The 21,902-nt window shown below is 71.4% G+C and carries 25 protein-coding genes and 1 pseudogene; 19 read left to right on the top strand and 7 right to left on the bottom strand.

Going from position 1 to position 21,902, the window contains the following annotated elements; all coding sequences use genetic code 11:
• Window positions 1–91 precede the first annotated feature (91 nt).
• From BLV72_RS45420 to BLV72_RS45405, 4 genes are all read left to right on the top strand, one after another.
• Entirely contained in the window at window positions 92–556 is a 465-nt protein-coding gene (locus BLV72_RS45420; RefSeq protein WP_093470916.1) for a low molecular weight protein-tyrosine-phosphatase, read from the top strand.
• Entirely contained in the window at window positions 553–1,434 is an 882-nt protein-coding gene (locus BLV72_RS45415) for a fructosamine kinase family protein (RefSeq protein WP_093469836.1), read from the top strand. Before BLV72_RS45420 ends, BLV72_RS45415 begins: the two co-directional genes overlap by 4 nt.
• A gap of 224 nt (window positions 1,435–1,658) precedes the next feature.
• Complete coding sequence (locus BLV72_RS45410) at window positions 1,659–2,681, top strand: endonuclease/exonuclease/phosphatase family protein (RefSeq protein WP_244321342.1); 1,023 nt, start codon at window positions 1,659–1,661, stop codon at window positions 2,679–2,681.
• Window positions 2,682–2,804: 123 nt separating this feature from the next.
• Window positions 2,805–3,176, top strand: coding sequence for a hypothetical protein (locus BLV72_RS45405; RefSeq protein ID WP_093469834.1), 372 nt, complete (start codon window positions 2,805–2,807; stop codon window positions 3,174–3,176).
• A 60-nt stretch (window positions 3,177–3,236) separates the two neighbouring features.
• On the opposite strand, the gene BLV72_RS45400 is transcribed toward BLV72_RS45405, so the two are convergent.
• A complete protein-coding gene (locus BLV72_RS45400; protein ID WP_093469832.1) occupies window positions 3,237–3,662 on the bottom strand; it encodes a MarR family winged helix-turn-helix transcriptional regulator in 426 nt (141 codons plus the stop codon).
• Window positions 3,663–3,767: 105 nt separating this feature from the next.
• Between BLV72_RS45400 and BLV72_RS45395 the strand changes: the two genes are divergently transcribed.
• A complete protein-coding gene (locus tag BLV72_RS45395; RefSeq protein ID WP_093469830.1) occupies window positions 3,768–4,409 on the top strand; it encodes an MBL fold metallo-hydrolase in 642 nt (213 codons plus the stop codon).
• A gap of 17 nt (window positions 4,410–4,426) precedes the next feature.
• On the opposite strand, the gene BLV72_RS48560 is transcribed toward BLV72_RS45395, so the two are convergent.
• The 3 genes and pseudogenes from BLV72_RS48560 to BLV72_RS50870 form a co-directional block, all read right to left on the bottom strand.
• Window positions 4,427–4,570, bottom strand: a complete 144-nt coding sequence (locus BLV72_RS48560; RefSeq protein ID WP_167746540.1) for a hypothetical protein — start codon at window positions 4,568–4,570, stop codon at window positions 4,427–4,429.
• A 79-nt stretch (window positions 4,571–4,649) separates the two neighbouring features.
• Window positions 4,650–4,808: pseudogene (locus BLV72_RS52410) on the bottom strand (LacI family DNA-binding transcriptional regulator); the annotation flags it as partial.
• Between the two features lie 64 nt (window positions 4,809–4,872).
• Window positions 4,873–4,923 carry a hypothetical protein gene (locus BLV72_RS50870; protein WP_244321523.1) on the bottom strand — a complete coding sequence of 17 codons (51 nt, stop codon included), beginning with the start codon at window positions 4,921–4,923 and terminating at the stop codon, window positions 4,873–4,875.
• 440 nt (window positions 4,924–5,363) lie between these two features.
• On the opposite strand from BLV72_RS50870, the gene BLV72_RS45385 reads away from it, so the two are divergent.
• The 11 genes from BLV72_RS45385 to BLV72_RS45335 all read left to right on the top strand — a co-directional run bounded on the left by BLV72_RS45385 (window position 5,364) and on the right by BLV72_RS45335 (window position 15,122).
• Window positions 5,364–5,861: a hypothetical protein gene (locus BLV72_RS45385; protein WP_093469826.1), complete on the top strand. Its 498-nt coding sequence runs from the start codon at window positions 5,364–5,366 to the stop codon at window positions 5,859–5,861.
• Entirely contained in the window at window positions 5,861–6,124 is a 264-nt protein-coding gene (locus BLV72_RS45380) for a hypothetical protein (RefSeq protein WP_093469824.1), read from the top strand. The genes BLV72_RS45385 and BLV72_RS45380 overlap by 1 nt, the downstream gene beginning before the upstream one ends.
• Window positions 6,121–7,098 (top strand): D-2-hydroxyacid dehydrogenase, encoded by a 978-nt coding sequence (locus tag BLV72_RS45375; RefSeq protein ID WP_093469822.1) that lies wholly within the window; start codon window positions 6,121–6,123, stop codon window positions 7,096–7,098. The genes BLV72_RS45380 and BLV72_RS45375 overlap by 4 nt, the downstream gene beginning before the upstream one ends.
• 83 nt (window positions 7,099–7,181) lie before the next feature.
• Window positions 7,182–7,958: a polysaccharide lyase family 7 protein gene (locus tag BLV72_RS45370; RefSeq protein ID WP_093469820.1), complete on the top strand. Its 777-nt coding sequence runs from the start codon at window positions 7,182–7,184 to the stop codon at window positions 7,956–7,958.
• A 292-nt stretch (window positions 7,959–8,250) separates the two neighbouring features.
• Window positions 8,251–9,168 carry an L-threonate dehydrogenase gene (gene ltnD / locus BLV72_RS45365; RefSeq protein WP_093469818.1) on the top strand — a complete coding sequence of 306 codons (918 nt, stop codon included), beginning with the start codon at window positions 8,251–8,253 and terminating at the stop codon, window positions 9,166–9,168.
• Between the two features lies 1 nt (window position 9,169).
• Window positions 9,170–10,450: a 3-oxo-tetronate kinase gene (gene otnK / locus BLV72_RS45360; protein WP_093469816.1), complete on the top strand. Its 1,281-nt coding sequence runs from the start codon at window positions 9,170–9,172 to the stop codon at window positions 10,448–10,450.
• On the top strand, window positions 10,447–11,121 hold the full coding sequence (locus BLV72_RS45355) for a class II aldolase/adducin family protein (RefSeq protein ID WP_093469814.1): 675 nt from the start codon (window positions 10,447–10,449) through the stop codon (window positions 11,119–11,121). Before otnK ends, BLV72_RS45355 begins: the two co-directional genes overlap by 4 nt.
• Before the next feature lie 55 nt (window positions 11,122–11,176).
• Window positions 11,177–12,484 (top strand): MFS transporter, encoded by a 1,308-nt coding sequence (locus BLV72_RS45350; protein ID WP_093469812.1) that lies wholly within the window; start codon window positions 11,177–11,179, stop codon window positions 12,482–12,484.
• Window positions 12,485–12,518: 34 nt separating this feature from the next.
• Window positions 12,519–13,313: a 2-oxo-tetronate isomerase gene (gene otnI / locus BLV72_RS45345; protein WP_093469810.1), complete on the top strand. Its 795-nt coding sequence runs from the start codon at window positions 12,519–12,521 to the stop codon at window positions 13,311–13,313.
• Complete coding sequence (gene denD, locus BLV72_RS45340; protein WP_093469808.1) at window positions 13,310–14,356, top strand: D-erythronate dehydrogenase; 1,047 nt, start codon at window positions 13,310–13,312, stop codon at window positions 14,354–14,356. The genes otnI and denD overlap by 4 nt, the downstream gene beginning before the upstream one ends.
• A 10-nt stretch (window positions 14,357–14,366) precedes the next feature.
• Window positions 14,367–15,122 carry a FadR/GntR family transcriptional regulator gene (locus BLV72_RS45335; RefSeq protein ID WP_093470914.1) on the top strand — a complete coding sequence of 252 codons (756 nt, stop codon included), beginning with the start codon at window positions 14,367–14,369 and terminating at the stop codon, window positions 15,120–15,122.
• A gap of 63 nt (window positions 15,123–15,185) precedes the next feature.
• Here BLV72_RS45335 and BLV72_RS45330 read toward each other — a convergent pair whose 3' ends face one another.
• A complete protein-coding gene (locus BLV72_RS45330; protein ID WP_208905957.1) occupies window positions 15,186–16,217 on the bottom strand; it encodes a helix-turn-helix transcriptional regulator in 1,032 nt (343 codons plus the stop codon).
• Window positions 16,218–16,314: 97 nt separating this feature from the next.
• Between BLV72_RS45330 and BLV72_RS45325 the strand changes: the two genes are divergently transcribed.
• The 3 genes from BLV72_RS45325 (at window position 16,315) to BLV72_RS45315 (ending at window position 19,122) form a co-directional block, all read left to right on the top strand.
• Window positions 16,315–16,893, top strand: a complete 579-nt coding sequence (locus tag BLV72_RS45325) for a DinB family protein (RefSeq protein ID WP_093469806.1) — start codon at window positions 16,315–16,317, stop codon at window positions 16,891–16,893.
• 97 nt (window positions 16,894–16,990) lie between these two features.
• Complete coding sequence (locus BLV72_RS45320; RefSeq protein ID WP_093469804.1) at window positions 16,991–18,031, top strand: aldo/keto reductase; 1,041 nt, start codon at window positions 16,991–16,993, stop codon at window positions 18,029–18,031.
• Window positions 18,028–19,122 (top strand): winged helix DNA-binding domain-containing protein, encoded by a 1,095-nt coding sequence (locus tag BLV72_RS45315; protein ID WP_093469802.1) that lies wholly within the window; start codon window positions 18,028–18,030, stop codon window positions 19,120–19,122. The genes BLV72_RS45320 and BLV72_RS45315 overlap by 4 nt, the downstream gene beginning before the upstream one ends.
• A gap of 69 nt (window positions 19,123–19,191) precedes the next feature.
• Here the strand turns inward: BLV72_RS45315 and BLV72_RS45310 are convergent, their stop codons facing one another.
• Both BLV72_RS45310 and BLV72_RS45305 read right to left on the bottom strand, forming a co-directional pair.
• A complete protein-coding gene (locus BLV72_RS45310; RefSeq protein ID WP_167746539.1) occupies window positions 19,192–20,343 on the bottom strand; it encodes an acyltransferase family protein in 1,152 nt (383 codons plus the stop codon).
• Between the two features lie 224 nt (window positions 20,344–20,567).
• Complete coding sequence (locus tag BLV72_RS45305; RefSeq protein WP_093469798.1) at window positions 20,568–21,788, bottom strand: cysteine desulfurase-like protein; 1,221 nt, start codon at window positions 21,786–21,788, stop codon at window positions 20,568–20,570.
• Window positions 21,789–21,902: the final 114 nt, after the last annotated feature.

Here is a 21,902-nt window from a genome sequence, read left to right as displayed (position 1 = left end):
GCTCCGTCCGGTACAACCGGCTGGTCCGGCCGCTCTGGACGGCCGGCCCGCCCCCTGCGCCACCGGAGCGCCAGGCCCTACCCTGGTGGCCGTGCACATCTGCTTCGTCTGCAGCGGGAACATCTGCCGGTCGCCGTCCGCCGCGCTGGTCCTCGCCGAGCAGCTGCGCCGGGCCGGACTCGACGGCGCGGTACGGGTCAGCAGCGCCGGTATCGGCCCCTGGCACGCCGGTGAGCCCATCGATGAACGGGCCGGCGCACTGCTGGCACGGCACGGCTACCCGGTCGAGCATGTCGCGGCCCAGATCGGCGCCGAGCACAGAGACGCCGACCTGTTCCTGGCGATGGACCGCGGCCACGAGAAGGCATTGCGCCGGCTGGTCGACGATCCGTCCCGGATCAGGATGCTGCGGTCCTTCGACCCGGACGCGACCGGTGATCAGGACGTGCCCGACCCGTACTACGGCGGCCCGGAGGGGTTCGACGAGGTGCTGGCCATGATCGAAGCCGCGATGCCCGGCCTGCTGGCCTGGGTGCGCGAGCGCCGCGGCTCATGAGTGCCGGTCCGGCGGCCGAGGCGGGCGAGGGCCCCGGTGCCGCGGCGGCCCGCCTCACCGGCCGCCCGGTGACCGGTCGGAGGCGGCTGTCCGCAACGCTCACCGAAGTCACCCTCGACGGCGGGCAGACGGTGATGGTCAAACGGGGCGACGGGTCACGCGCGGCACCGGCCGAAGCGGCGGGGCTGCGCTGGCTGGCCGACGCGGGGACGGTCCGCGTCCCGGTGGTGCACGGCCACGACCGGGACTGGCTGGTCACCGATCAGGTGCCGGTCGGCAGGCCGGGCACCCGGGCAGCGGCCCGGTTCGGCCGCGACCTGGCCGCCCTGCACGCCGTCGGCGCGCCCGCGTTCGGCGCCCCGCCGCCCGACGGCCCCACGGACGCGTACATCGGGTCGGCCCCGATGCGCAACGTCCCGGGCTCCGACTGGCCGCACTGGTACGCCGAACACCGGGTGCTGCCGTATCTGCGCCGCGCCGTCGACGACGGCACGGTGCGCCGCGGCGAGGCCGAGGTGATCGAGCGCGCATGCGAGCGGCTGCCCGAGCTGGCCGGACCCGCCGAGCCACCCGCCCGGCTGCACGGCGACCTGTGGAACGGCAATGTCCTGTGGGGCGCCGACGGACAGGCGTGGCTGATCGACCCGGCCGCGCACGGTGGCCACCGGGAGACCGATCTGGCGATGCTCCACCTGTTCGGCTGCCCGCACCTCGATCAGGTGCTGGACGGCTACCAGGACGTGGCGCCGCTCGCCGAGGGCTGGGCCGACCGCATCGGGCTGCACCAGCTCTTCCCCTTGCTGGTGCACACCGTGCTGTTCGGCCGTGGCTACGCCGGGCGGGCAGTCACGGTGGCCCGGGCGGCCCTGGCGCGCTGACCTGCCGCAACTCCGCGTGCGGCCCTTCCAGAGCGGTGTGGTCGTCGTCCGTGCCGGTGTGCGGGGCGGCGAACCAGCGCGCTCGGCGCCCACTGGTCCCGGCGGGAGAGCACAAGATCCCAGGAAGCGTGCGGGCCACCGCCACCGGAATTTCACGCCCCGCACCGGAAACCGACGCGCCTGGTGGCCCGTCTTGAGGTGCGGAATCGAACGGATGGAAAGCCATGGTGGAGCAGGTGGACGGCGAGGCGACCTCGCCGGTGCAGGCGGCGGCGCCCCGGCGCCTGGGGCGCTGGGCGGCGCACTGGGCTCGGGGCGGGTCGCCTTGGACGCGGGGGCGGGTGCTCGCCGGAGCGGCGGTGCTGACGGCCGGGCTGCTGGCGTTCCACCGGGTGGTGCCCAACTCCGTGGGGCACCTGGGCAGTTTGCTGGAAGCGTTCCTGCCGTGGCTCGGCCTGGTGGTCGTGGTGCTGCTCGGCCTGGCGCTGCTGCGCCGTTCGGCCATCGCGCTGGTGGTCCTGCTGCTGCCGGTGGCGGCCTGGGCGTACCTCTTCGGCGGGCTGCTCCTGCCCGGGGCGAAGCCCGGCCCGCACGACCTGGTCGTGGTGCAGCACAACGTCAGCGACGAGAACACCGACCCGGCGGGTACGGCCCGCACCCTGGCCGATGCCGAACCCGATCTCATCGCGCTGGAAGAGCTGGTGCCCACCGCGCTGCCGGTCTACGAGAAGACCCTCGCCCCGCACTACCCGTACCACGCCGTCCGGGGCACCGTCGGACTCTGGTCGAGGCATCCGCTCACCGACGCCCGGCCGTTGGACATCAAACCCCGGGGGATCACGGAGGCATGGAGCCGCGGGCTGCGGACCATGGTCCACACGCCGCGGGGCGAGATCGCGGCGTACGTCGCGCATCTGCCGTCGGTCCGCGTCGGGGCGAGTGGCCTCGCGTCCTCCTGGCGTGATGAGAGCGCCGGCCTGTTGGGCAAGGCCATCGCCGCCGAGAAGCGGGATCGGCTGATCCTGCTGGGCGACCTCAATGGCACGGTCGACGACCGTGGGCTGGCTCCGCTGACCTCACGGATGAACGTCGCGGAGCGGGGCTTCGCCTTCAGCTTCCCCGCGGGCTTCCCGCTGGCCCGGATCGACCAGGTCATGGCCCGTTCGGCGGCTGTCGGCCACATCCGCACCCTGCCCGCCACCGGCAGCGACCACCTGCCGGTCGCCGCCCGGATCGCGCTGGGCTGAAGCCGCCTTTCGAGCTGTGGCAGCCAAGGGGTGACGGCCATTTGGGCGCTTCCTCGGGAGCGGTCCCCAGACCCACGGGTTAGAAATGCCGCGCAGGAATCCCCGAAACAGGAGGTCCAACTGATGGGTATCGGTATGCGCTGGACGACCACGACGGCCGCGGCGACCATGACTCTGGCGGGCACCCTGGGACTCGGCCTGATGGCGCCGGTGGCGCAGGCCGCCGCCCACGGGCCATGCTACGACGGGCGGTGCAAGATCACCGTGTCGAGGCCCACCAACATCGCGGTCGACAGCCACCGGTTCGGCTTCGGGAAGCTGCGGATCACCCACATCAGCTCCCGGTCCGTGAAGATGTCGGCCACCACTACGGGCGGCGCGCGCCTGAGCGGCAGCACCAGTCCGGGCGGCACCGTCAGGCTCAACAGCCTGAGCATCCGGGTGCAGTCGGCCAGCGGCCACAAGGCCAAGCTCGTCCTGACACGGGCGTCCTGACACGAGCGTGCTGACACACACGCCCTGACACGGGCGTCCTGAATTCCCGTCCCACCACGATCACTTTCCCGTGATGTGGGTGGTCAGGCGGCTCAGCAGGGGCACACAGTCGCGCAGCCGCCGCTGTTCATCGGTGCTGAGCGCGTCGCCGATGGCGGCGCCCAGCGAAGTGGCGCGCTGCGCGCGTTCTTGCCGGAGACGAGCGCGGCCGGTGTCGGTGATGTCCAGCAGGAGCTTGCGGCCGTCGCTGGGATGAGGTTCGGCGCGCACCAGGCCGGCGCCGAGCAGCTCCTTGACGGACTTGGCGGCCGACTGGTGGGTCACGCCGCGCCGGTGCGCGAGGTCGGCCGTGGTCTGCGGGCCGCCGCGGTCGAGGTGGCCGAGGATGGCGGCTTCACCGGAGGGCATGGTGTCGGCGGCCCGCACGGCACGGACGAGTTCCCCGATGGCCTGCCGCAGGTCTTCAGCCAGTGTGTCGTCTTCCATGGCCCCACCCTACCCATGTCATGAATCTGAGTTGTACAACCTTGTTGTACAGTTAAACTACCCAGCCAGGTTGTACAGTTTCAGGAAGGGATCAAGGGCCCCACTATGCGACTCACCAAGTTCGGCCACGCCTGCATCCGCATCGAGAAGGACGACCGCCGCCTGGTCGTGGACCCGGGCGGCCTCACCGAACCGCACGCGCTGGACGGCGCGGACGCGGTCCTGGTCACCCACGAACACTTCGACCACTTCTCCGAGGAGACGCTCCGCAAGGCCGCGGAGAACAACCCGGCCCTGCGCATCTGGACCAACACGCCCGTCGCCAGGCAGCTGGACGGCCTCGGCGCCCGCGTCACCGCCGTCGGCGAGGGCGAGGCCTTCACCGCGGCCGGTTTCGATGTGAAGGTCTACGGCACGTGGCACGCGGTCATCCACCCCGACATCCCGGCCATCGGCAACATCGGCTTTCTCATCGACGACGCCCTCTTCCACCCCGGAGACGCGCTCACCGTCCCGGACGCCACCGTCGACACCCTGCTGCTGCCCGTACACGGCCCCTGGTCCGCCACCGGGCAGCTGATCGACTACGTCCGAGAGGTGGCCCCGCGGGACACCTACGCCATCCACGACGGTGCCCTCAATGACGTCGGCACCGCCATGGTCGGCGGGTTCCTGGGCGCCAACGGCCCCGGCATCGGGGCCCGCTACCACCGGCTGACCGCGGGCGCTTCCATCGACATCGGCTGACTCCGAGATCCCCGCCCTCAGCCCGGCGATACCGCGGGCGGCGCGCTGGTGAGCCGTACGCGAAGCTCCATCGGAATGGATCGCGGTTCGGTGTCGCCGTCGGCGGCCATCAGGGATTCCAGTCGCTGGGCGGTCTGCCTGCCCAGTTCGTCCCGGGCCATCGAGGCCGTGGTGAGGCGCCCCCAACGCCGCCATCGCACCGAATGCCACCAGGTCGTTGTACGCGACCACAGCACTCACACCACGATCCCGCACCGCGTCGGCCGCGTCGTAGCCATGCCGCGCCGTGTGGCCGCACGGGATGACCGTGACGTCGATACCGAAGGCCGCCGCGGCCTCGAAGTCCCGGATACGTTCCGCATTGGCCCAGGACGCTTCGGGATCGCTCAGGCAGGCCACCCGGCGATGGCCGAGCTAGCCCAGTTCGGCGACCGCGCTGTGCACTCGGCGCGCCAGCTCGGGATCAACGCCGGGCCGTGCCGTTGAGAACACGGGAGACGGTGGCGGCGGACACCCCCGCCGCCGTGCCGACATCGGTGATCGTCACGCGCCGCTGGCGCGCCCCCCTGAGCCATGGAACCGCTCGCCACACCGGGCCTCTCAGGCGTATCGGGCAGCCCGGCCGCAAGGGGTAGATCCGGCTCTTCGGAAGATCCCGGACTTCCCGTCATCTCCGGCGCTTTCGGATTACCAACCGAGCCCCCTGCCCTTGTGTCCCGCCAGGGTAGTTCGTCGTTCCGCGCGCCAACGGCGCATCCCACCCGCGGTCCCGGGCCGCACGCACGCCGCCGCGTACTTTCCGATCGACCCACACCACTGGCGCGGCGCCCGTCTGAGGCCCTCCGCACCGAATTGGGCCGTTGACGCTCCGGACCGGTTCGGCACGGCGGCCTCGGCCCCGCGGGGACAGGGGCTGCGGGTCGAAGCCTGGCTGGGCTCACGCACAGCACGGCGGTGGGAGAGAGCGCGCCCGAGCTGACCGTGCGCAACGCGTTCGATGAACGACACGGGTATGCCCTGTGCCCGGCGCAGCCCGAAGTGGCGGCGTACGCGGTGCGGTTGGTCCGGGCCTTCTGCGCACGGTACGACGCCGCCGAGGTGCCGTCGCTCATGCTGGAGGCGTGCGGATGGCTGGGCTTCGAGCACGGCAGCCGGCATGAGAAGACAGCGGGCGCCGATCTGAGCGCGGGCTGCCGGGATCTTTTGTCGATATGTCTGTGCGCCGCGTGCCGTACAGGGATCGAGGCCGCCGGAGCGGACCCCACCGGTGTCGCACGGGCGGTGCGCCGCACCGTCGACGCGGAGATGCGCGACGGTGTCCGCGCCCCGAGCGCGTTTCCCGAGTCGCTGGGTGAGCAGGCGGCACAGGCTCTGCGGCGTCACCGCCAGGCCCTCACCGAGCAGTTGACGCTACGGATCGCCGCGCCGGCGCCCGGCCGAGGATCCTTCTGATGGCGGACGGCGACCCCCAGGCCACCGGCCCCGACAGCGGACTCGACCTGGGCCACTTCGACGGCCGGGCCACCGCCTTCGTCCTCAAATGCTGGGAAGACGAAGTCCGGGCGGTGACCCGCATCAAGGAGGCGGTGCGCAACAGCGCACGGCCGGTCATCGCCAATGTGTCCGTGCTGGAGGAGCACCGCGCGGCCAACGCGCGGGGAGAGGTGATAGCCATGACGGGAACCACGGCACAATCAGCAGAGGGAGCAACATGACCACAGCCACCTTCACCCTCGTCATGGTCCCCCCGCTGCCGGACGAGACACGGTCCTGGCCCGGCAAGCTCATGGAGGCCGTTCCCGGAATCGAGGTCCTCTGCCCCGAAGGCCCCGAGGACGTCGGCGCCGCGCTGGGCCGCGCCGACGCCGCGTACGGCACACTCACTCCCGAACTCCTGGAGCGGGCAGGGAACTTGCGCTGGTTGCAGGCTCCGCAGGCGGGGCCTCCTCCCGGCTTCTACCATCCCGCGCTCGTGCGTCATCCGGTGCTGGTGACGAACATGCGGGACACGTACACCGACCATGTGGCCACGCACACGCTGGCGTTGGTCCTGGCTCTGGCCCGGCAACTCCCCCACTATGTGCGCGAGCAGGCCGCCGCCAACTGGGCACCGGACTGGTCGGACGGCGGGGTCCTTCCGCTCGGTGAGGCGCGTGCGCTCGTCGTCGGTACGGGTGCGGTCGGTGCCGAGACGGGGCGGCTGCTCGCCGCGTTCGGCACCCGCGTGGAGGGCGTCGATGCCCGGATCACCGAGGCGCCGCCGGGTTTCGACCGGGTTCTGCCCGCCGACCTCCTGGATCACGTCCTTCCTGAGGCGGACATCGTGATCCTGACCGTGCCGCACACTCCGCGGACGGAAGGGCTGATGGACACCGGCCGTATCGCGTTGATGAAACAGGGAGCCTGCCTCATCAACGTCGGCCGCGGTCCCATCGTCCGGCTCGACGACCTGGTCACGGCCTTGGACACGGGGCGTCTGCGGGGCGCCGCCCTCGACGTCATGGAGCAGGAGCCGCTGCCGCCGGACCACCCTCTGTGGCGTCATCCCAAGGCACTGATCACCCCCCATGTCGCGGGGGCCGGACCGCACGCCGCGGAGCGCCGGTTCGAGGTGCTCGCGGACAACGCGCGGCGGTTCGCCGCCGGGCAGCCGTTGATCAACGTAGTGGACAAGTCGCAATGGTTCTGAACGGCATCGGCTGACAGCCTGACCGCCGTGCGCTGATGAGGTCAGCGCCTGAGCGAGGCCGATATCGGCCTCGCTGCCTCGCTGTGCCTGTTCGCGGCCGTTCGCTGCCGTTCGCCGCACCGGCACTCGCCGCCGGCGCCCTGGCCTCGGTGCAGAGTGCGTCGGCCGCTCCGGCGGACGCCGCCGCCTGCCCCGCACCGGCCGCGGCCATCGGCCTGAGCACCGGCTGGAAGCTCCAGCTGCCCACCCCCAACAGCTCCGGCTCTCCCCAGGAGATGAAGCAGCCGGCCCTGCCGACGTACAACAAGGCACCGTGGTTCACGACCACGTCGGGCTGCGACGCGATCCTGATACGGGCCGCCGTCAACGGCGCCACCACCAGCAACACCGGATACCGCCGGTCGGAGCTGCGCGAGATGACCGCCGACGGGTCGGCGACCACCAGCTGGTCGTCCACGAAGGGCACCCGCACCATGGTCGTCGACGAGGCCATCACCCATCTCCCCGCGGACAAGCCGCCCGTCATGGCCGGGCAGATCCACGACGGGACGAGCGACGCCACCTCGTTCCGCCTCGAAGGGACGAGCCTCTACGTCACCTCCTACAACACCGCCCACTACACGCTGGTGACCTCCGGCTACAAGCTGGGCGACCGCTTCGAGGGCAAGTTCGTGGCCCACGACGGAAAGGTCGACGTCTACTACAACGGCACGCTCCAGGCCACCGTCACCGCCAAGTTCGGCAGCGGCTACTTCAAGGCTGGCGACTACACGCAGGCGAACTGCAACAACTCCAAGCCGTGCGACACCTCGGCCTACGGCGAGGTCGTCCTGTACGGGGTCACGGTGAAGCACAGCTGAGCACCACGCCGGGCGGCCGCGGTCAGTAGGAGGATGCCGGCTTCCTCCTGGCCGCGGCCGCCGTTCCGGCCGCGCACCTGATGCTTGTCGCGAGGGCCCGCCATGCCCCGCCTCGCCATGTCCCATCCGACTCCACCCCACGCCATGTGACGGACGTCACGGTATGCGGGAGCCTTGTCTTCAGGTCATCATATGACCCGATCGCCGCCGAGGCCGGAGGCCGATTGCGCCTTCGGCCGGCACAGCAGGGCGGCGGCGCTCCCCCATAGGCACGGCAAGGACGAGGAGGGGCATGAGCGACCAGGACAGGCCTGCACAGCCACGCGTGGGCGTGGTGGGGCTCGGGGCCATGGGACTCGGCATGGCTCGCAGCCTGCGGAAGGCCGGCTACGAGGTCGGGGTCCACGATCTGCGACCGGAGGTGGCCGAGGGCTTCGCCCGCGACGGCGGGACGGCGTTCGCCTCCCCCGGCGACCTGGCGGCCGCGGTGGACGTCATGGTCGGTGTCGTGGTCAACGCGGCGCAGGTCGAGTCGGTGCTGTTCGGTGCCGACGGGGCCGCCGCCCGGCTGAGCCCGGGGGTCGTCTTCGTGATGTGCTCCACGGTCGACCCGGGCTGGTCCGCTGAGCTCGGGGGACGGCTGGCCGAGCGGGGTGTGCTCTACCTGGACGCCCCCATCTCCGGTGGTGCCGCGCGCGCCGCGGCCGGCGAGCTGACCATGATGACGTCGGGCTCCGCCGCGGCGTACGCGGTCGCCGACCCGGTGCTCGAGGCCATGAGCGCCACGGTCTACCGCCTGGGTGAGCAGGCCGGTCTCGGCTCCAAGGTCAAGATCGTGAACCAGTTGCTCGCGGGTGTGCACATCGCCGCGGCGGCCGAGGCGATGGCGCTGGGCCTGAAGGCCGGTGTGCCGGCCGAGGCGCTCTACGAGGTCATCACGCACAGCGCCGGCAATTCGTGGATGTTCGAGAACCGGATGGCCCATGTGCTCGCCGGTGACTACACGGCCCTCTCCGCGGTCGACATCTTCGTCAAGGACCTGGGGCTCGTCCTCGATTCCGCACGGCCGGAGCGGTTCCCGCTCCCCCTGGCCGCCACGGCTCATCAGATGTTCCTGCAGGCGTCGGCGTCGGGTCTGGGTGCCGAGGACGACAGCGCGGTCATCAAGATCTTCCCTGCGATCGACCTGCCCCAGCCGGCGGAGGCCTGAGATGGGAATCCGACTCGGCTGCATCGCCGACGACTTCACCGGCGCCACGGACCTGGCCAACAACCTGGTGCGCGCGGGCATGCGCGTGGTCCAGCTGATCGATGTGCCGCCCGGCGGCGCCGAGGAACCGGTGGACGCGGACGCCGTGGTCATCGCGCTCAAGTCGCGGACGATTCCGGCCGCCGACGCCGTCGAGGCATCGCTGCGGGCCCTCGCCTGGCTGCGGTCCGCGGGCGCCGAGCAGATCTACTTCAAGTACTGTTCCACCTTCGACTCGACGCCGGCCGGCAACATCGGGCCGGTCACCGAGGCCCTGATGGACGCGCTCGACACTGGCTTCACGATCGCCACGCCCGCGTTCCCCGACAACGGGCGCACGGTCTTCAAGGGCCATCTCTTCGTCGGCGACGTGCTGCTCAGCGAGAGCGGTATGCGCCATCACCCGCTCACCCCGATGACCGACCCCAATCTCGTTTCGGTCCTGGCTGCGCAGACCACACGGGCGGTCGGCCTGATCGACCACACGGTCGTCGGCCGCGATGCCGAGGCGGTCCGGGCCCGGATCGACGAGCTGCGCGAGCAGGGCACCGGGATCGCCATCGCCGACGCCGTCTCCAACGAGGACCTGGTGCGCCTCGGCACGGCGGTCCAGGGGATGCCCCTGGTGACCGCCGGTTCGGGCCTGGCCATCGGGCTGCCCGCGAACTGGGGCTTCACGCCGTCCCACGCCGCCGCACAACTGCCACCGTCCGGCGGCCACCGGGCCGTCATCTCCGGATCGGTCTCCACCGCCACCAATCGCCAGGTCCAGGAGTTCCTGCGCGCCGGCCGGCCCGCGTTCAGCGTGGATCCGCTGCGTATCGCGGCCGGTGAGGACGTGTCCGGCCAGGCCCTCGCCTTCGCCGAGTCCCACCTGGCCGGGGGTCCTGTCCTCTTCTACTCCACCGAGGCGCCCGAGGCGGTCCGCACCGTCCAGAGCAAGCTCGGCGCCACCGAGGCCGGCGAGCTGGTGGAGCGGACCCTGGCCCGCGTGGCCCAGGGCCTCGTGGAGCGCGGTGTCCGCCAACTCGTCGTCGCGGGCGGCGAGACCTCGGGAGCGGTCGTCCGGGCGCTCGGCATCACCGGGCTGCGGATCGGGCCGCAGATCGATCCCGGTGTGCCCTGGTGCGCGACGCCGCTTCCCGGCGGGGACACGCTCCACATCACCCTGAAGTCCGGCAACTTCGGTGGCCCCGCGTTCTTCACCGACTCGTTCGCCCTGCTCGACCGGGAGGTCTCATGACCGAGCTCCTCGACGCCGCCGTGGACGAGGCGCGCGACGAGATCGTCCGGGCGGGCACGAGCCTGTTCAACAGGGGCTATGTGCACGCCAGCGCCGGGAACATCAGCACCAGGGTCGGCGACGGCCATCTGATCACACCCACCGACGCCGCCCTGGGTTTCCTCGAGCGCGACCGCCTCGCGCTGGTCGACGCCCAGGGTGAGCAGATCGCGGGCGACCGCGCGAGCAAGACCCTGACGCTCCATCGGCGGATCTACGCGGCCGACCCCACGGCCCGCTTCGTCATCCACACCCACTCCACCCACCTGGTCGCACTCACCTTGGCCGGTGTGTGGAGCCAGGACGACGTGCTCCCGCCCATCACGCCCTACTTCGTGATGAAGGTCGGGCACGTCCCGCTCATCCCCTACCACCGGCCCGGCGACCCGCGCGTGGCCGACCTGGTGACCGCCCGGATCGCCGACCGCCAGGCGAGCCACACGCCGATCAGGGCCGTCCTGCTCGACCGGCTCGGCCCCGTGGTCTGGGGCCCGGACGCGGCCGCCGCCCTCGCCGTCCTCGAAGAACTCGAGGAGACGGCACGCCTCTGGCTCCTGACCGACCGTCGACCGGAGCCGCTCACCACCGACGCCATCGACGAGCTGAGGGCCACGTTCGACGCCGCTTGGTGACCCGCTTCTCCCCTCCCCGTTCGCAGAATCCCCTGAGCCGCACAAAGGATTCGTCATGCCCATACCCGCAGTGGCGACCGAGACCCCCGCGCTCGCCCGTGAGAACACGGTCTATCGCAAGGTCGTACGCCGCATCGTCCCCTTCCTCATCCTCTGCTACGTGGCCTCCTATCTGGACCGGGTCAACGTCGGCTTCGCGAAGCTGCAGATGTCCGACGACCTCGGCTTCAGCGAGGCGGCGTACGGCCTGGGGGCGGGCCTGTTCTTCATCGGCTACTTCATCCTGGAGGTCCCCTCCAACCTGATGCTGCAACGCGTCGGGGCCCGCACCTGGATCGCCCGCATCATGATCAGCTGGGGCCTGGTCTCGGCGGCGTTCATGTTCGTCACCAACGAGGCGATGTTCTATGTGCTGAGGTTCCTGCTCGGTGCCGCGGAGGCGGGGTTCTATCCGGGAGTGATCCTCTACTGCACCTACTGGTTCCCCTCGTACCGCCGGGCCCGGGTGATAGCGATGTTCATGTCGGCGATCCCGGTGGCGGGTATCTTCGGCAATCCGCTCTCCGGCTGGATCATGGATCACTTCCAGGGCGTGAACGGCTGGCAGGGCTGGCAGTGGATGTTCCTGCTGGAGGCCGTCCCCGCGCTCCTGGTCGGTGTCGTCACCCTCTTCTACCTGGACGACAACGTGCGCGCCGCGAAGTGGCTGACCGATGAGGAGAAGTCCGTCGTCGAGCGGGCGGTCGCCGACGACACCGCGCACCGGACGGTGGACGGCCGGGTCTGGGACGCCTTCCGCGAGCCCAGGGTGTGGCTGATGTGCCTCATCTACTTCTGCTTCGTGATGGGCCAGTACGCCCTGACCTTCTGGATGCCCTCGTTCGTCGAGTCCACCGGCATCGAGGGCAACTTCGCGATCGGCGTGCTCAGCGCCGTGCCGTTCCTGGCCGCGCTCGTCGCGATGAACCTGTTCGGCCGCTCGGCGGACAAACGCCGCGAGCGCCGCTGGCACCTGGTCGTCCCGAGCCTCATGGGCGCCGTCGGATTCTCGCTGTCCGCCGTCTGGAACGGCTCGACCGCGCTGTCCCTGACCGCGCTGTCCATCGCCGCGGCCGGGGTGCTGACCTGCGCTCCGCTGTTCTGGTCGCTCCCCACCGCGTTCCTGAGCGGCACCGCCGCGGCAGCGGGCCTTGCCATGATCAACTCGGTGGGCAACCTCGCCGGCTTCGTCAGCCCCTACATGATCGGCGCGCTCAAGGACGCCACCGGCTCGGCGTCGATCCCGATGCACGTCCTGGCGTTCAGCCTGGTCGTCGGCTCCGCCGCGGTGCTCACCACCAAGAAGCACATCGTCAACCGCTGACCGGGACGGTCCCGGCCCGAACGCAGGAGCCAGCATGCCGAGGTTCGCCGCGAACCTGTCCATGATGTACACCGAACACGACTTCCTCGACCGCTTCGCCGCGGCGTCGGCGGACGGCTTCGAGGCCGTCGAGTACCTCTTCCCCTACGCGTACGACGCCACCGAGCTGCGCCGCCGGCTCGACGACCACGGCCTGAGGCAGGTGCTCTTCAACGCGCCTCCCGGCTCATGGGAGTCCGGCGAGCGCGGGCTCGCGGCGCTGCCCGGCCGCGCGGCGGAGGTGCGCTCCGGGGTCGAGCGGGCACTGGAGTACGCGGCGGAGCTCGGCTGCCCACGGGTGCACATGATGGCCGGGCTGGTGGGGCCCGCACCGGACCCGGCCGAGCACCGCGACACCTACCTGGCCAACCTCGCCTGGGCCGCGGAGCGGGCCGCCGCGGCGGGCGTCGACATTCTGATCGAGCCGATCAACGGCCGCGATATGCCCGGGTACTTCCTGAGCCGGCAGGCCGAAGCGCACACCGTGGTACGGGAGGTGGGGGCCCCGAACCTCAAGGTGCAGCTCGACCTCTACCACTGCCAGATCGTCGAGGGCGACCTCACCACGATCCTGCGCCGTGACCTGCCCACCGGCCGGGTCGGCCATCTGCAGATCGCGGGCGTACCCGATCGCCATGAGCCCGACCGGGGCGAGCTCGACATCCGCCACCTGTTCGGCGTCATCGACGAGCTGGGCTTCGGCGGGTGGATCGGCTGCGAGTACATCCCCCGCGCCGGCACGAGCGAGGGGCTCGGCTGGCGAGACGACTACCGAGGAGAGAACGCATGAGGATCGTCATCACGGGTGGCTTCGGCTTCCTGGGACAGCGGGTCGCCGCCGCATTGCTCACGGCACGGACGTTCCGCGGTGTGCCCATCGACCGGCTGGTGCTCGCCGACCGTGTCGTGCCGTCCGGTTCGGCAGCGTCCGACCCCCTCGTGGACGTCGTACGGGGCGACCTGGTCGACCGGCTGGACGAGGTGTTCGCGGAGCCGGTGGATGTGCTGATCCACCTCGCCTCCGCGGTCTCGGCCGAATGCGAGGCCGACTTCGACCTCGGTATGAGCGCCAATGTGGACACGACGCGCGCGCTGCTCGAGGCCGCGCGGGCCCAGTCGGCGGCCGGGGGGCCGACGCCGCGGGTGGTGTTCTCCAGCAGCGTCGCCGTCTACGGATCCGACCCCGCGCTGCCGCTGCCGCCGGTCGTCAGCGAGTCGACCCTGCCCACACCGCGGTCGAGCTACGGGATCCAGAAACTCGTCTGCGAGCAACTGATCGCGGACTACACCCGCCGCGGTTTCCTCGACGGGCGCGTCGCCCGACTGATGACCGTGTCGGTGCGGCCGGGCAAGCCCAACGCGGCCGCCTCCGGCTTCCTGTCCGGCATCATCCGCGAGCCGCTCGCGGGCCTCCCGGCGATCTGCCCGGTCCACCCCGACCTGAAGGTGGCCCTGGCCTCGCCACGGCGCACCGTCGAAGGCATCATCCGCGTCGCGGAGTCCGAGCGCGGCGCCGGGCCGGGCCGGATCGACGGCGGGGTTCCGGTCAACCTTCCGGCGCTCACGGTCTCGGTCGCCGACATGTTGAACACACTGCGGCAGGTGGCCGGGGACGCCGTCGCCGACCTGGTGACGATCGCACCCGATCCCGGCGTCGAGGCCCTCGTGGGCTCGTGGCCCGCCGCGTTCGACAACGCGCGCGCCGCCGCGCTCGGGCTGGCACCCGACCCGGACTTCGCCTCGGTGGTGCGCGACTACCTCGAAGACCACGCCGACGCGGTCGTGGACGGTGCGCACTCTTGGCGGCCGGGGCGACCGGGACGGTGCCGATAAACTGAAGACCATGTTCTCCAAGGTGAGCGGTCCCGTGCGGCTCGCGGATCGGGTCGCGGCGATACTCTCGGAAGAGATCGAGTCCGGGCGGCTGGCCGAGGGCGACAAGCTCCCGACCGAGGTGGCGCTGGTCAAGCAGCTGGGCGTCAGCCGCACCGTCGTACGCGAGGCCGTGTCCCGGCTCCGTAACGCAGGCCTGGTCGAACCCCGTCAGGGGCTCGGCGTGTTCGTGATGCCGCGGCGCACCCGGCCGCTCGATCTGGAGGCCGAGACCGCCGAGGACACCAAGTCCAAGGTGCGGCAGATCGTGGAGGTGCGCCGCCCCATCGAGGGCGAGGCGGCGTACCTCGCGGCCACCCGGGCCACTCCGGCCGGCCTCGCCGGGATGCGTGGGGCCCTGGAAGCCATCGACGCGGCGGTGGCGGCCGGGGGCGACGGCGTGGACGAGGATCTCGCCTTCCACCGGTCCATCGCCGAATCGACCGGGAATCCGGTGATGCTCTCGACGCTGCGCTACCTCGGCGAGGTGCTGCGCAGCGGAATCCGTGTCACGCGTGCGAACGAGGCGCGGCGCGGTGACTTCCTCGAAGCGGTCCGGGACGAGCATCACGCCATCCTGGCCGCCATCGAGGCCCGCGACGCCGAGGCGGCGCGCGACGCGGCGCTGCTCCACCTGAGGCACGCGGCGTCCCGGCTGCAGGACGCGGACGAGGGGTTCTGGACCGAGGCCGAGAACCTCGAGGTGGATCTCGACGCCGCTCCCTGAGACGCGCTCCTGAGGGGTGTCCCTGAGGTGACTCGCCGAGACGCACTGTGCGGCGCGGGTCGCTCATCGGCTCGGTGGTGGCGTGGTGGGCTCGGCGGGTCCGTCGGCCGCGGCCTTCGCATAGCGGCGGGCCAGGTGGGCGAAGGCGCCCTTGAGCTCGGTCGGCCCGATGACCTCGATGTCGGCGTCGAACCTGCCGATACTGGCGGCCAGTCCGGGCCATGACCACGCGCCCAGCACCAGCCGGCAGCGGTCCGGGCCGAGTTCTTCGACGACTCCGTCCCGGGTGTAGGTGGACACGACGGAGGCGGGGAGGTCGAGGACGACTTCCCCGAGGCAGGGCCAGCCGCCGGTGCCGTCGGACCCCTGGAATCTGCCGGCGACAAAGGCGGCCACGTCCCCTCCGGGCAGCTCGCGCGGGGTGAAGCGGGGCCCCGTGGGGGTGCGTGGGCTGATCCGGTCGACGCGGAAGGTGCGCCAGTCGTCGCGGTCGAGGTCCCAGGCGAGGAGATACCAGCGCCCGCCCCGGGTGACGAGGTGGTACGGCTGCACCCGGCGCGGCGCGGTCGCGGCGGGGTCGGCGCGGGCGGCGGTTCCCGTTGGGGAGACGGGGTCGTAGTCGAAGCGCAGTACTTCGCGGGCGCGGACGGCCGCGCTGAGGGTCATGAGAACGCCAGGGGCGACCTGCGGATGCGGCCGGGCCCCCGGGCCGTCGACGGCGGTGACCTGGAGGGCGTCGACGCGATGGCGCAGCCGTGCGGGCATGACCTGCCGGACGGTGCTCAGCGCACGCGTAGCCGCCTCCTCGATTCCGGCCCCGGTGACGGCGGCGGTCTGAAGCGCCACGGCGAGGGCCACGGCCTGGTCGTCGTCGAACAGCAGCGGCGGCAGTTCCATGCCGGCGCCGAGCCGGTAGCCCCCGTCGGGGCCCTTGATGGCCGCGATGGGATAGCCGAGCTCGCGCAGGCGGTCGACATCGCGGCGCACTGTGCGCGGGCTGACCTCCAGCCGCTCGGCCAGCAGCTGCCCCGGCCAGTCCCGGCGTGCCTGCAGCAGGGAGAGCAGTGACAGCAGTCGCGCTGATGTCTTCGGCATGACGCCTATTCTGCCTCGAGAAGCGGCCACAACCTGTCCTCTACCCCTGCGACCGTTGTCTCTGTCAGACAAGGAACGACAGAAGGACCCCATCACTGTGACCGCCACCACCACGCCCCCCACCACGCTCGACGGCGAGCGGGCCGATCTGCTCGCCGAGCTCGCCGCCGCACGATCCGCCCTGACCACCACGGTGCGCGGGCTCGGCGACGAGCAGGCCGGCGAGCGCCCGACGGCCAGCGCACTGTGCCTGGGCGGGCTGATCAAGCACGTCGCGGCCATCGAGGAAGGATGGCTGCGCTTCGTCCTCGAAGGCCCTTCGGCGCTGCGCTACGACCTGCCCGACGGTGTCACCTGGGCCGACCTCGCGGCCGGTACGGCTCGTGAGATCCCGCAGTGGGCGATCGACAACCAGAACAACTTCCAGATGCTGCCCGGAGAGACGCTGGCCGGAATCCTCCAGCGCTATGAGCAGGTCGCCGCCCGGAGCGCGGAGATCATCACCGCCGTCCCCGACCTGTCGGCGACCCACCCGCTGCCGGAGGCGCCCTGGAACGAGCCGGGAGCGGCACACAGCGTGCGCCGGGTGCTGACGCACGTCATCGCCGAGACCGCCCAGCACGCCGGGCACGCGGACATCATCCGCGAGTCGCTCGACGGGCAGAAGTCCAGCTGACCGCTGCCTGATCTCCCCCGGAACCGCGCTGGTGACGGCCGTCACCAGCGCGGTTCCGAAACCCAAGAGCCAAGGAACCGAAGGGAACGGCGCGACCGTGAAGACGCGTGAGCTGGGGCGGACCGGTATTCAGGTCAGCCCCTACTGCCTGGGCACGATGATGTTCGGCCAAGTGGGCAACCCCGATCCCGACGACTGTGCCCAGATCATCCATCGGGCGCTGGACTCGGGCATCAACTTCGTCGACACCGCCGACGTGTACGGACCCCACGGGATGTCCGAGGAAATCCTGGGCAAGGCCCTGAAGGGCCGGCGCGACGACATCGTGCTGGCCACCAAGGTCAACGGCGCGATGGGTGAGGACCCCAACCGTGGCGGCAGCTCCCGGCGTTGGATCATCACTGAGGTCGAGCACTCGCTGCGCCGCCTGCGGACCGACCACATCGACCTCTACCAGATGCACCACCCCGACCCGCGCACCGACATCGAGGAGACGCTCTCCGCCCTGACCGACCTGGTGCGCAGTGGCAAGGTGCGCGCGATCGGCTCCTCCAACCTCCCGGCCTCGGAGACCGTCGAGGCGCAGTGGGTCGCCGATCGGCGCGGACTGCAGCGCTTCCGCACCGAGCAGCCCACGTACTCCCTCCTCAACCGCGGCATCGAGCGCGAGATCCTGCCCGTCTGCCAGCGGTACGGCATGGGCACGCTGGTGTGGAGCCCGCTGGCGATGGGCCTGCTCACCGGCCGCTACCGCAAGGGCGGGCCCCCGGTGCGGAACGCGCGGATGAACTGGGTGCCCCGGCATCTGACCGACGAGCGCAAACTCGACGCCGTCGAACGGCTCATCCCACTGGCCGAGGAGGCCGGTCTGTCACTGACCCACCTGGCGATGGCCTTCGCCATCACCCACCCCGGCGTCACCTCGGCCATCATCGGGCCGCGCACCATGGAGCAACTGGAGGATCTCCTGGCCGGGGCCGCGGTCACCCTCGACGACGACGTCCTCGACCGGATCGACGAGATCGTGGCGCCCGGAACCGACATCGGCCCGCTCGATGTGTCCTACACCCCGCCGGCCGTCGAACGCGCGGCACTGCGGCGGCGACCGGCCGACGAGCGCGCCGCGGTGACACGATGACCGTTCTCGGCAACCGGGCCCTGGGCCGCGCGACGCTCGCCCGCCAGTTGCTGCTCGACCGCGCCGACATACCGGTCCTCGACGCCGTCGCGCACCTGTGCGGCATGCAGGCGCAGGAGCCGCAGGAGCCGTTCATCGGACTCTGGTCGCGGCTGCGCGCGTTCGACCCGGCGGTCCTCTCGGACCTGCTGAGCGGGCGCGGCCTGGTGCGGACCCACCTCATGCGTCGCACCGTCCACCTGCTCACCGCCGATGACACCCTGGCCTGGCGGGCCCGCCACGAGACCATGCTGCGCCAGCGGGTGCTCGGGACCTACCGCCGTGAGCTCGAGGGGATAGACCTCGACGAACTGGCCGCCGCGGGCCGGGCGGTGATGGCCGACGGCGAGCCCCGCTCGATGGCCGAGCTGGTCGGGGCGCTCGCCCCGCGCCGGCCCGCCCCGCCACCGCGGGCACTGGGCGAAATGCTGATCGCCGCCCTTGTCCCGGTGGCGCAGACACCGCCCCGCGGGCTGTGGCGCACCAAGGCGGGAGTGCGCAACGTCCTGCTCTCCTCCTGGCTGGGGCGACAGCCGGACCCGCCCTCCTGCGATGGCGCCGACCCGGTCGGCCAGGCGCTGGTACGGCGCTATCTGGCCGCCTTCGGCCCCGCGGCCTCAGCCGATCTGCGCGCCTGGTGCGGCCTCGCCGGACTCCCGGCCGCGGTGTCCGCGATACGCGAGGAACTGGTCAGCTTCCGCGATGAACGCGGCCGCGAGCTGTTGGACCTCCCCGGCGCGCCACGTCCGGACCCCGACACGCCCGCGCCGGTGCGGTTCTTGCCCGCGTTCGACAACGCGATCCTCGGGTATCACGACCGCGGCCGGATCATCGACGAAGCCCACCGGGGCCTTTCGGTCGCCGGGGAGCGCGTGGTGCTGGTGGACGGCCGAGTGGCCGCGACCTGGAGCGTCGACACCGGCACCGTGGTCGTCACCCCGCTGGGCCGCCTGTCCCAAGCCGACCGCACCGCCGTCGCCGAGGAGGGACGGGAAGTGGCGTCGTTCCTCTCCGGCGGCGAAAGCGACCGCGTGCGCCTGTCTCCAGGTTGAGCGGTTCCGTACGTCTCCATGTTGAACGGTTCCGTGCACCCGCGCGCGCGTACGCACCGGGCCCACCGGTCATGGAGTGGGGTCCTCCTGGGGCATGGGCGCGGTCTGGCCGTCGGGTACGGGGTGCGCGGTCGGCGCGGAACCGGCGCGAGGGCGGGCGAAATGGCGCATCATCGGCATCTCGACACCGCGCCACAGCAACAGCGACACCGCCACACACAGCGCCGACACCACGAGGGACAGCGCCGTGGCGATCACCGTGTCGAAGGTCCGCTGGTCCAGTTGCACCCGGATCGCGTACAGCACCGGGAAGTGGACCATGTACAGCGCGAACGACGCCTCGCCCAGCACCACCAGACCCCGGCGGCCCAGCCAGCTCCCGCGTCCCTCGATATCGCGGGTGGCGATGACCGGGATCAGGGCGGCCACCGGCAGACAGGTGGCCGCTCCCCATACGTACTCCTCCGGCAACTGCGGCCGCGCCGCGAAGACTCCCGCCAGGGCGAGCAGCGGCCAGCGCAGCCGCAGCGTCGGCCAGCGGCCGAGCTGGACCGCCCGGGCGAGCACCACTCCGAGTATGAACTCCAGCAGCCGTACCGGCGGGAAGAAGTAGATCAGCCACCACCGCTCCGTCGAGAGCGGCGACCAACTCCCCGGCGCCGCCTCGTCGGTGACGGCCATCGCCACCAGCGGCATCGTCACCACCAGCCCCGCCACCAGGGCGATCACCGGCCAGAGCAGCCGTGCCGGGAGCGCATGCACCGGCCGGATCAGCAGGGCGAAAAGGAGGTAGAAGAACGCCTCGCACGAGATGGACCAGGTGACCGGATTGACACTGCTGAAATCGGCCATGTCCGGCACCCAGGCGTGCACCAGCAGCAGATTCCGGACCGCCTCCCCCAACCCCGGATCCGGCACCGGAAGCAAGGCGGCGGTGCCCGTCACCATGAGCAGCCCCAGCATCAGGGTCCAGGTCACCACGTGGTTGGGGAAGATCTTCACCAGTCGGCGGCGCCAGAACCGGAGGGCGGTGTCGGCCGGAGAGGCGTTCCAAGCCAGCACGAAACCACTGAGGAGGAAGAAGGAGGAGACCGCCGCCGCGCTCGCCATGGACGAGGCATCGGCGGCCTCATAGACCCCCTGGTCCTCGAAGAATCTGCCCAGCGTCAGCACATGGCCCGCCAGCACCACCCCGGCCAGCAGAAAGCGAAGACCCGTCAACGACGGCAGCCGATCGCCACGCGGTAACACACCGGCCACAGGAGACCCCTCCCCAAACGACGCAGGCACAGCACCCACGAGCCTGCCCGTCGCACCACCCCGGCCCCAATACCGCCCCCACGGGAACATCCAGGCGAACACCACCACCCGCGGCAGGACCCTTGCCCTGATCGCGGCGCGCCCATAGCCACGATCCGTCGACCGGCCGCTGATCGTCGGGTGACTCAGTCGCGCGGGCCCGGCGTGCGCAGGAAGTCCGCGAGCGCCTCCAGCAAGCGGTCCACGTCCTCGGCGTCGTTGTAGGGGGCCAGGCCGATGCGCAGGCCGCCGGTGTCGCCCAGGCCCAGCCTGCGGGATGCCTCCACGGCGTAGAAGGAGCCCGAGGGGGCGTCGACGCCGCGGCTCGCGAGGTGGCGGTAGGCGTCGGTGGTCTCGCGGCCGTCGATGGTCAGCAGCACGGTCGGGGTGCGGTCCGCCGCCCGGGAGTGGATGGTGATCGGGTCGAGGGCGGCCAGGCCCTCGTCGATGCGCCGGCGAAGCGTGGCCTCGTACTGTTCGAGGGCCGTGAACGACGACGCCAGCCGCTCCCTTCGGCTGCCTTCGGCGCCGGGGGCCAGGGTGGCCAGGAAGTCGACGGCGGCGCGGGTGCCGGCGAGGAATTCATAGGGCAGGGTGCCGAATTCGAAGCGCTCGGGGACGGCGTTCGTCGAGGGGAGCAGCTTGTCCGGGGTCAGGGTCTCCAGCAGCTCGGGCCGGCTCGCCAGAACGCCGAGGTGGGGGCCGAAGAACTTATAGGGGGAGCAGCAGAAGAAGTCCGCTCCGAGCTGCTGGATGTCGACATGGGCGTGGGCGGTGTAGTGCACGCCGTCGACGTAGAGCAGCGCCCCTGCCTCGTGCACCCGCCGGGAGATCTCCGGGATGGCCGGGCGGGTACCGATCAGATTGGAGGCGGCGGTGACCGCGACCAGCCGGGTGCGGTCACCGAGCTGGGCGCTGATGTCGTCCGGGGTCAGTTCGCCGGTCGCGGGGTCGAAGTCGGCCCAGCGGACGGTGGCGCCGGCGGCTTCGGCGGCCTGGATCCAGGGGCGGATATTGGAGTCGTGGTCCAGCCGGGACACCACGACCTCGTCCCCCGGTGACCAGGTCTTGGCGAGGGTACGGGAGAAGTCGTAGGTGAGCGCGGTGGCGCTGCGCCCGAACACGACCCCGGCCCGGTCGGCGCCGAGCAGATCGGCCATGGCCTGCCGGGCCGACTGGACGAGGGCCTCGGAGTTGCGCTCCCCCGCGGTGAGCCGGCCTCGGTTGGCCAGCGGGTTGGCCAGCGCGTCGGAGATGGCCTCGATGACGGGGAGCGGGGTCTGGGTGCCCCCGGGGCCGTCGAAGTGGGCCGATCCGGCCTTCAGTGCGGGGAACTGTGCGCGGATGGCGCTGATGTCGTATGCCACGAGCGACTCCTTGCCGAAGGGTGACCAGGGCGATCTTATGCAGGCACCGGTGCGGAGCGGCAGGGGGCGGGTGGGGCCGCCGCGCCGGGGAGAGGTGTTCCGGCGCCCGGACAG

The organism is Streptomyces melanosporofaciens (assembly GCF_900105695.1).
Lineage (GTDB): Bacteria > Actinomycetota > Actinomycetes > Streptomycetales > Streptomycetaceae > Streptomyces > Streptomyces antimycoticus.
Note: the sequence above shows the minus strand (reverse complement) of the source record. Positions and strands in the feature narration are given on the sequence as shown.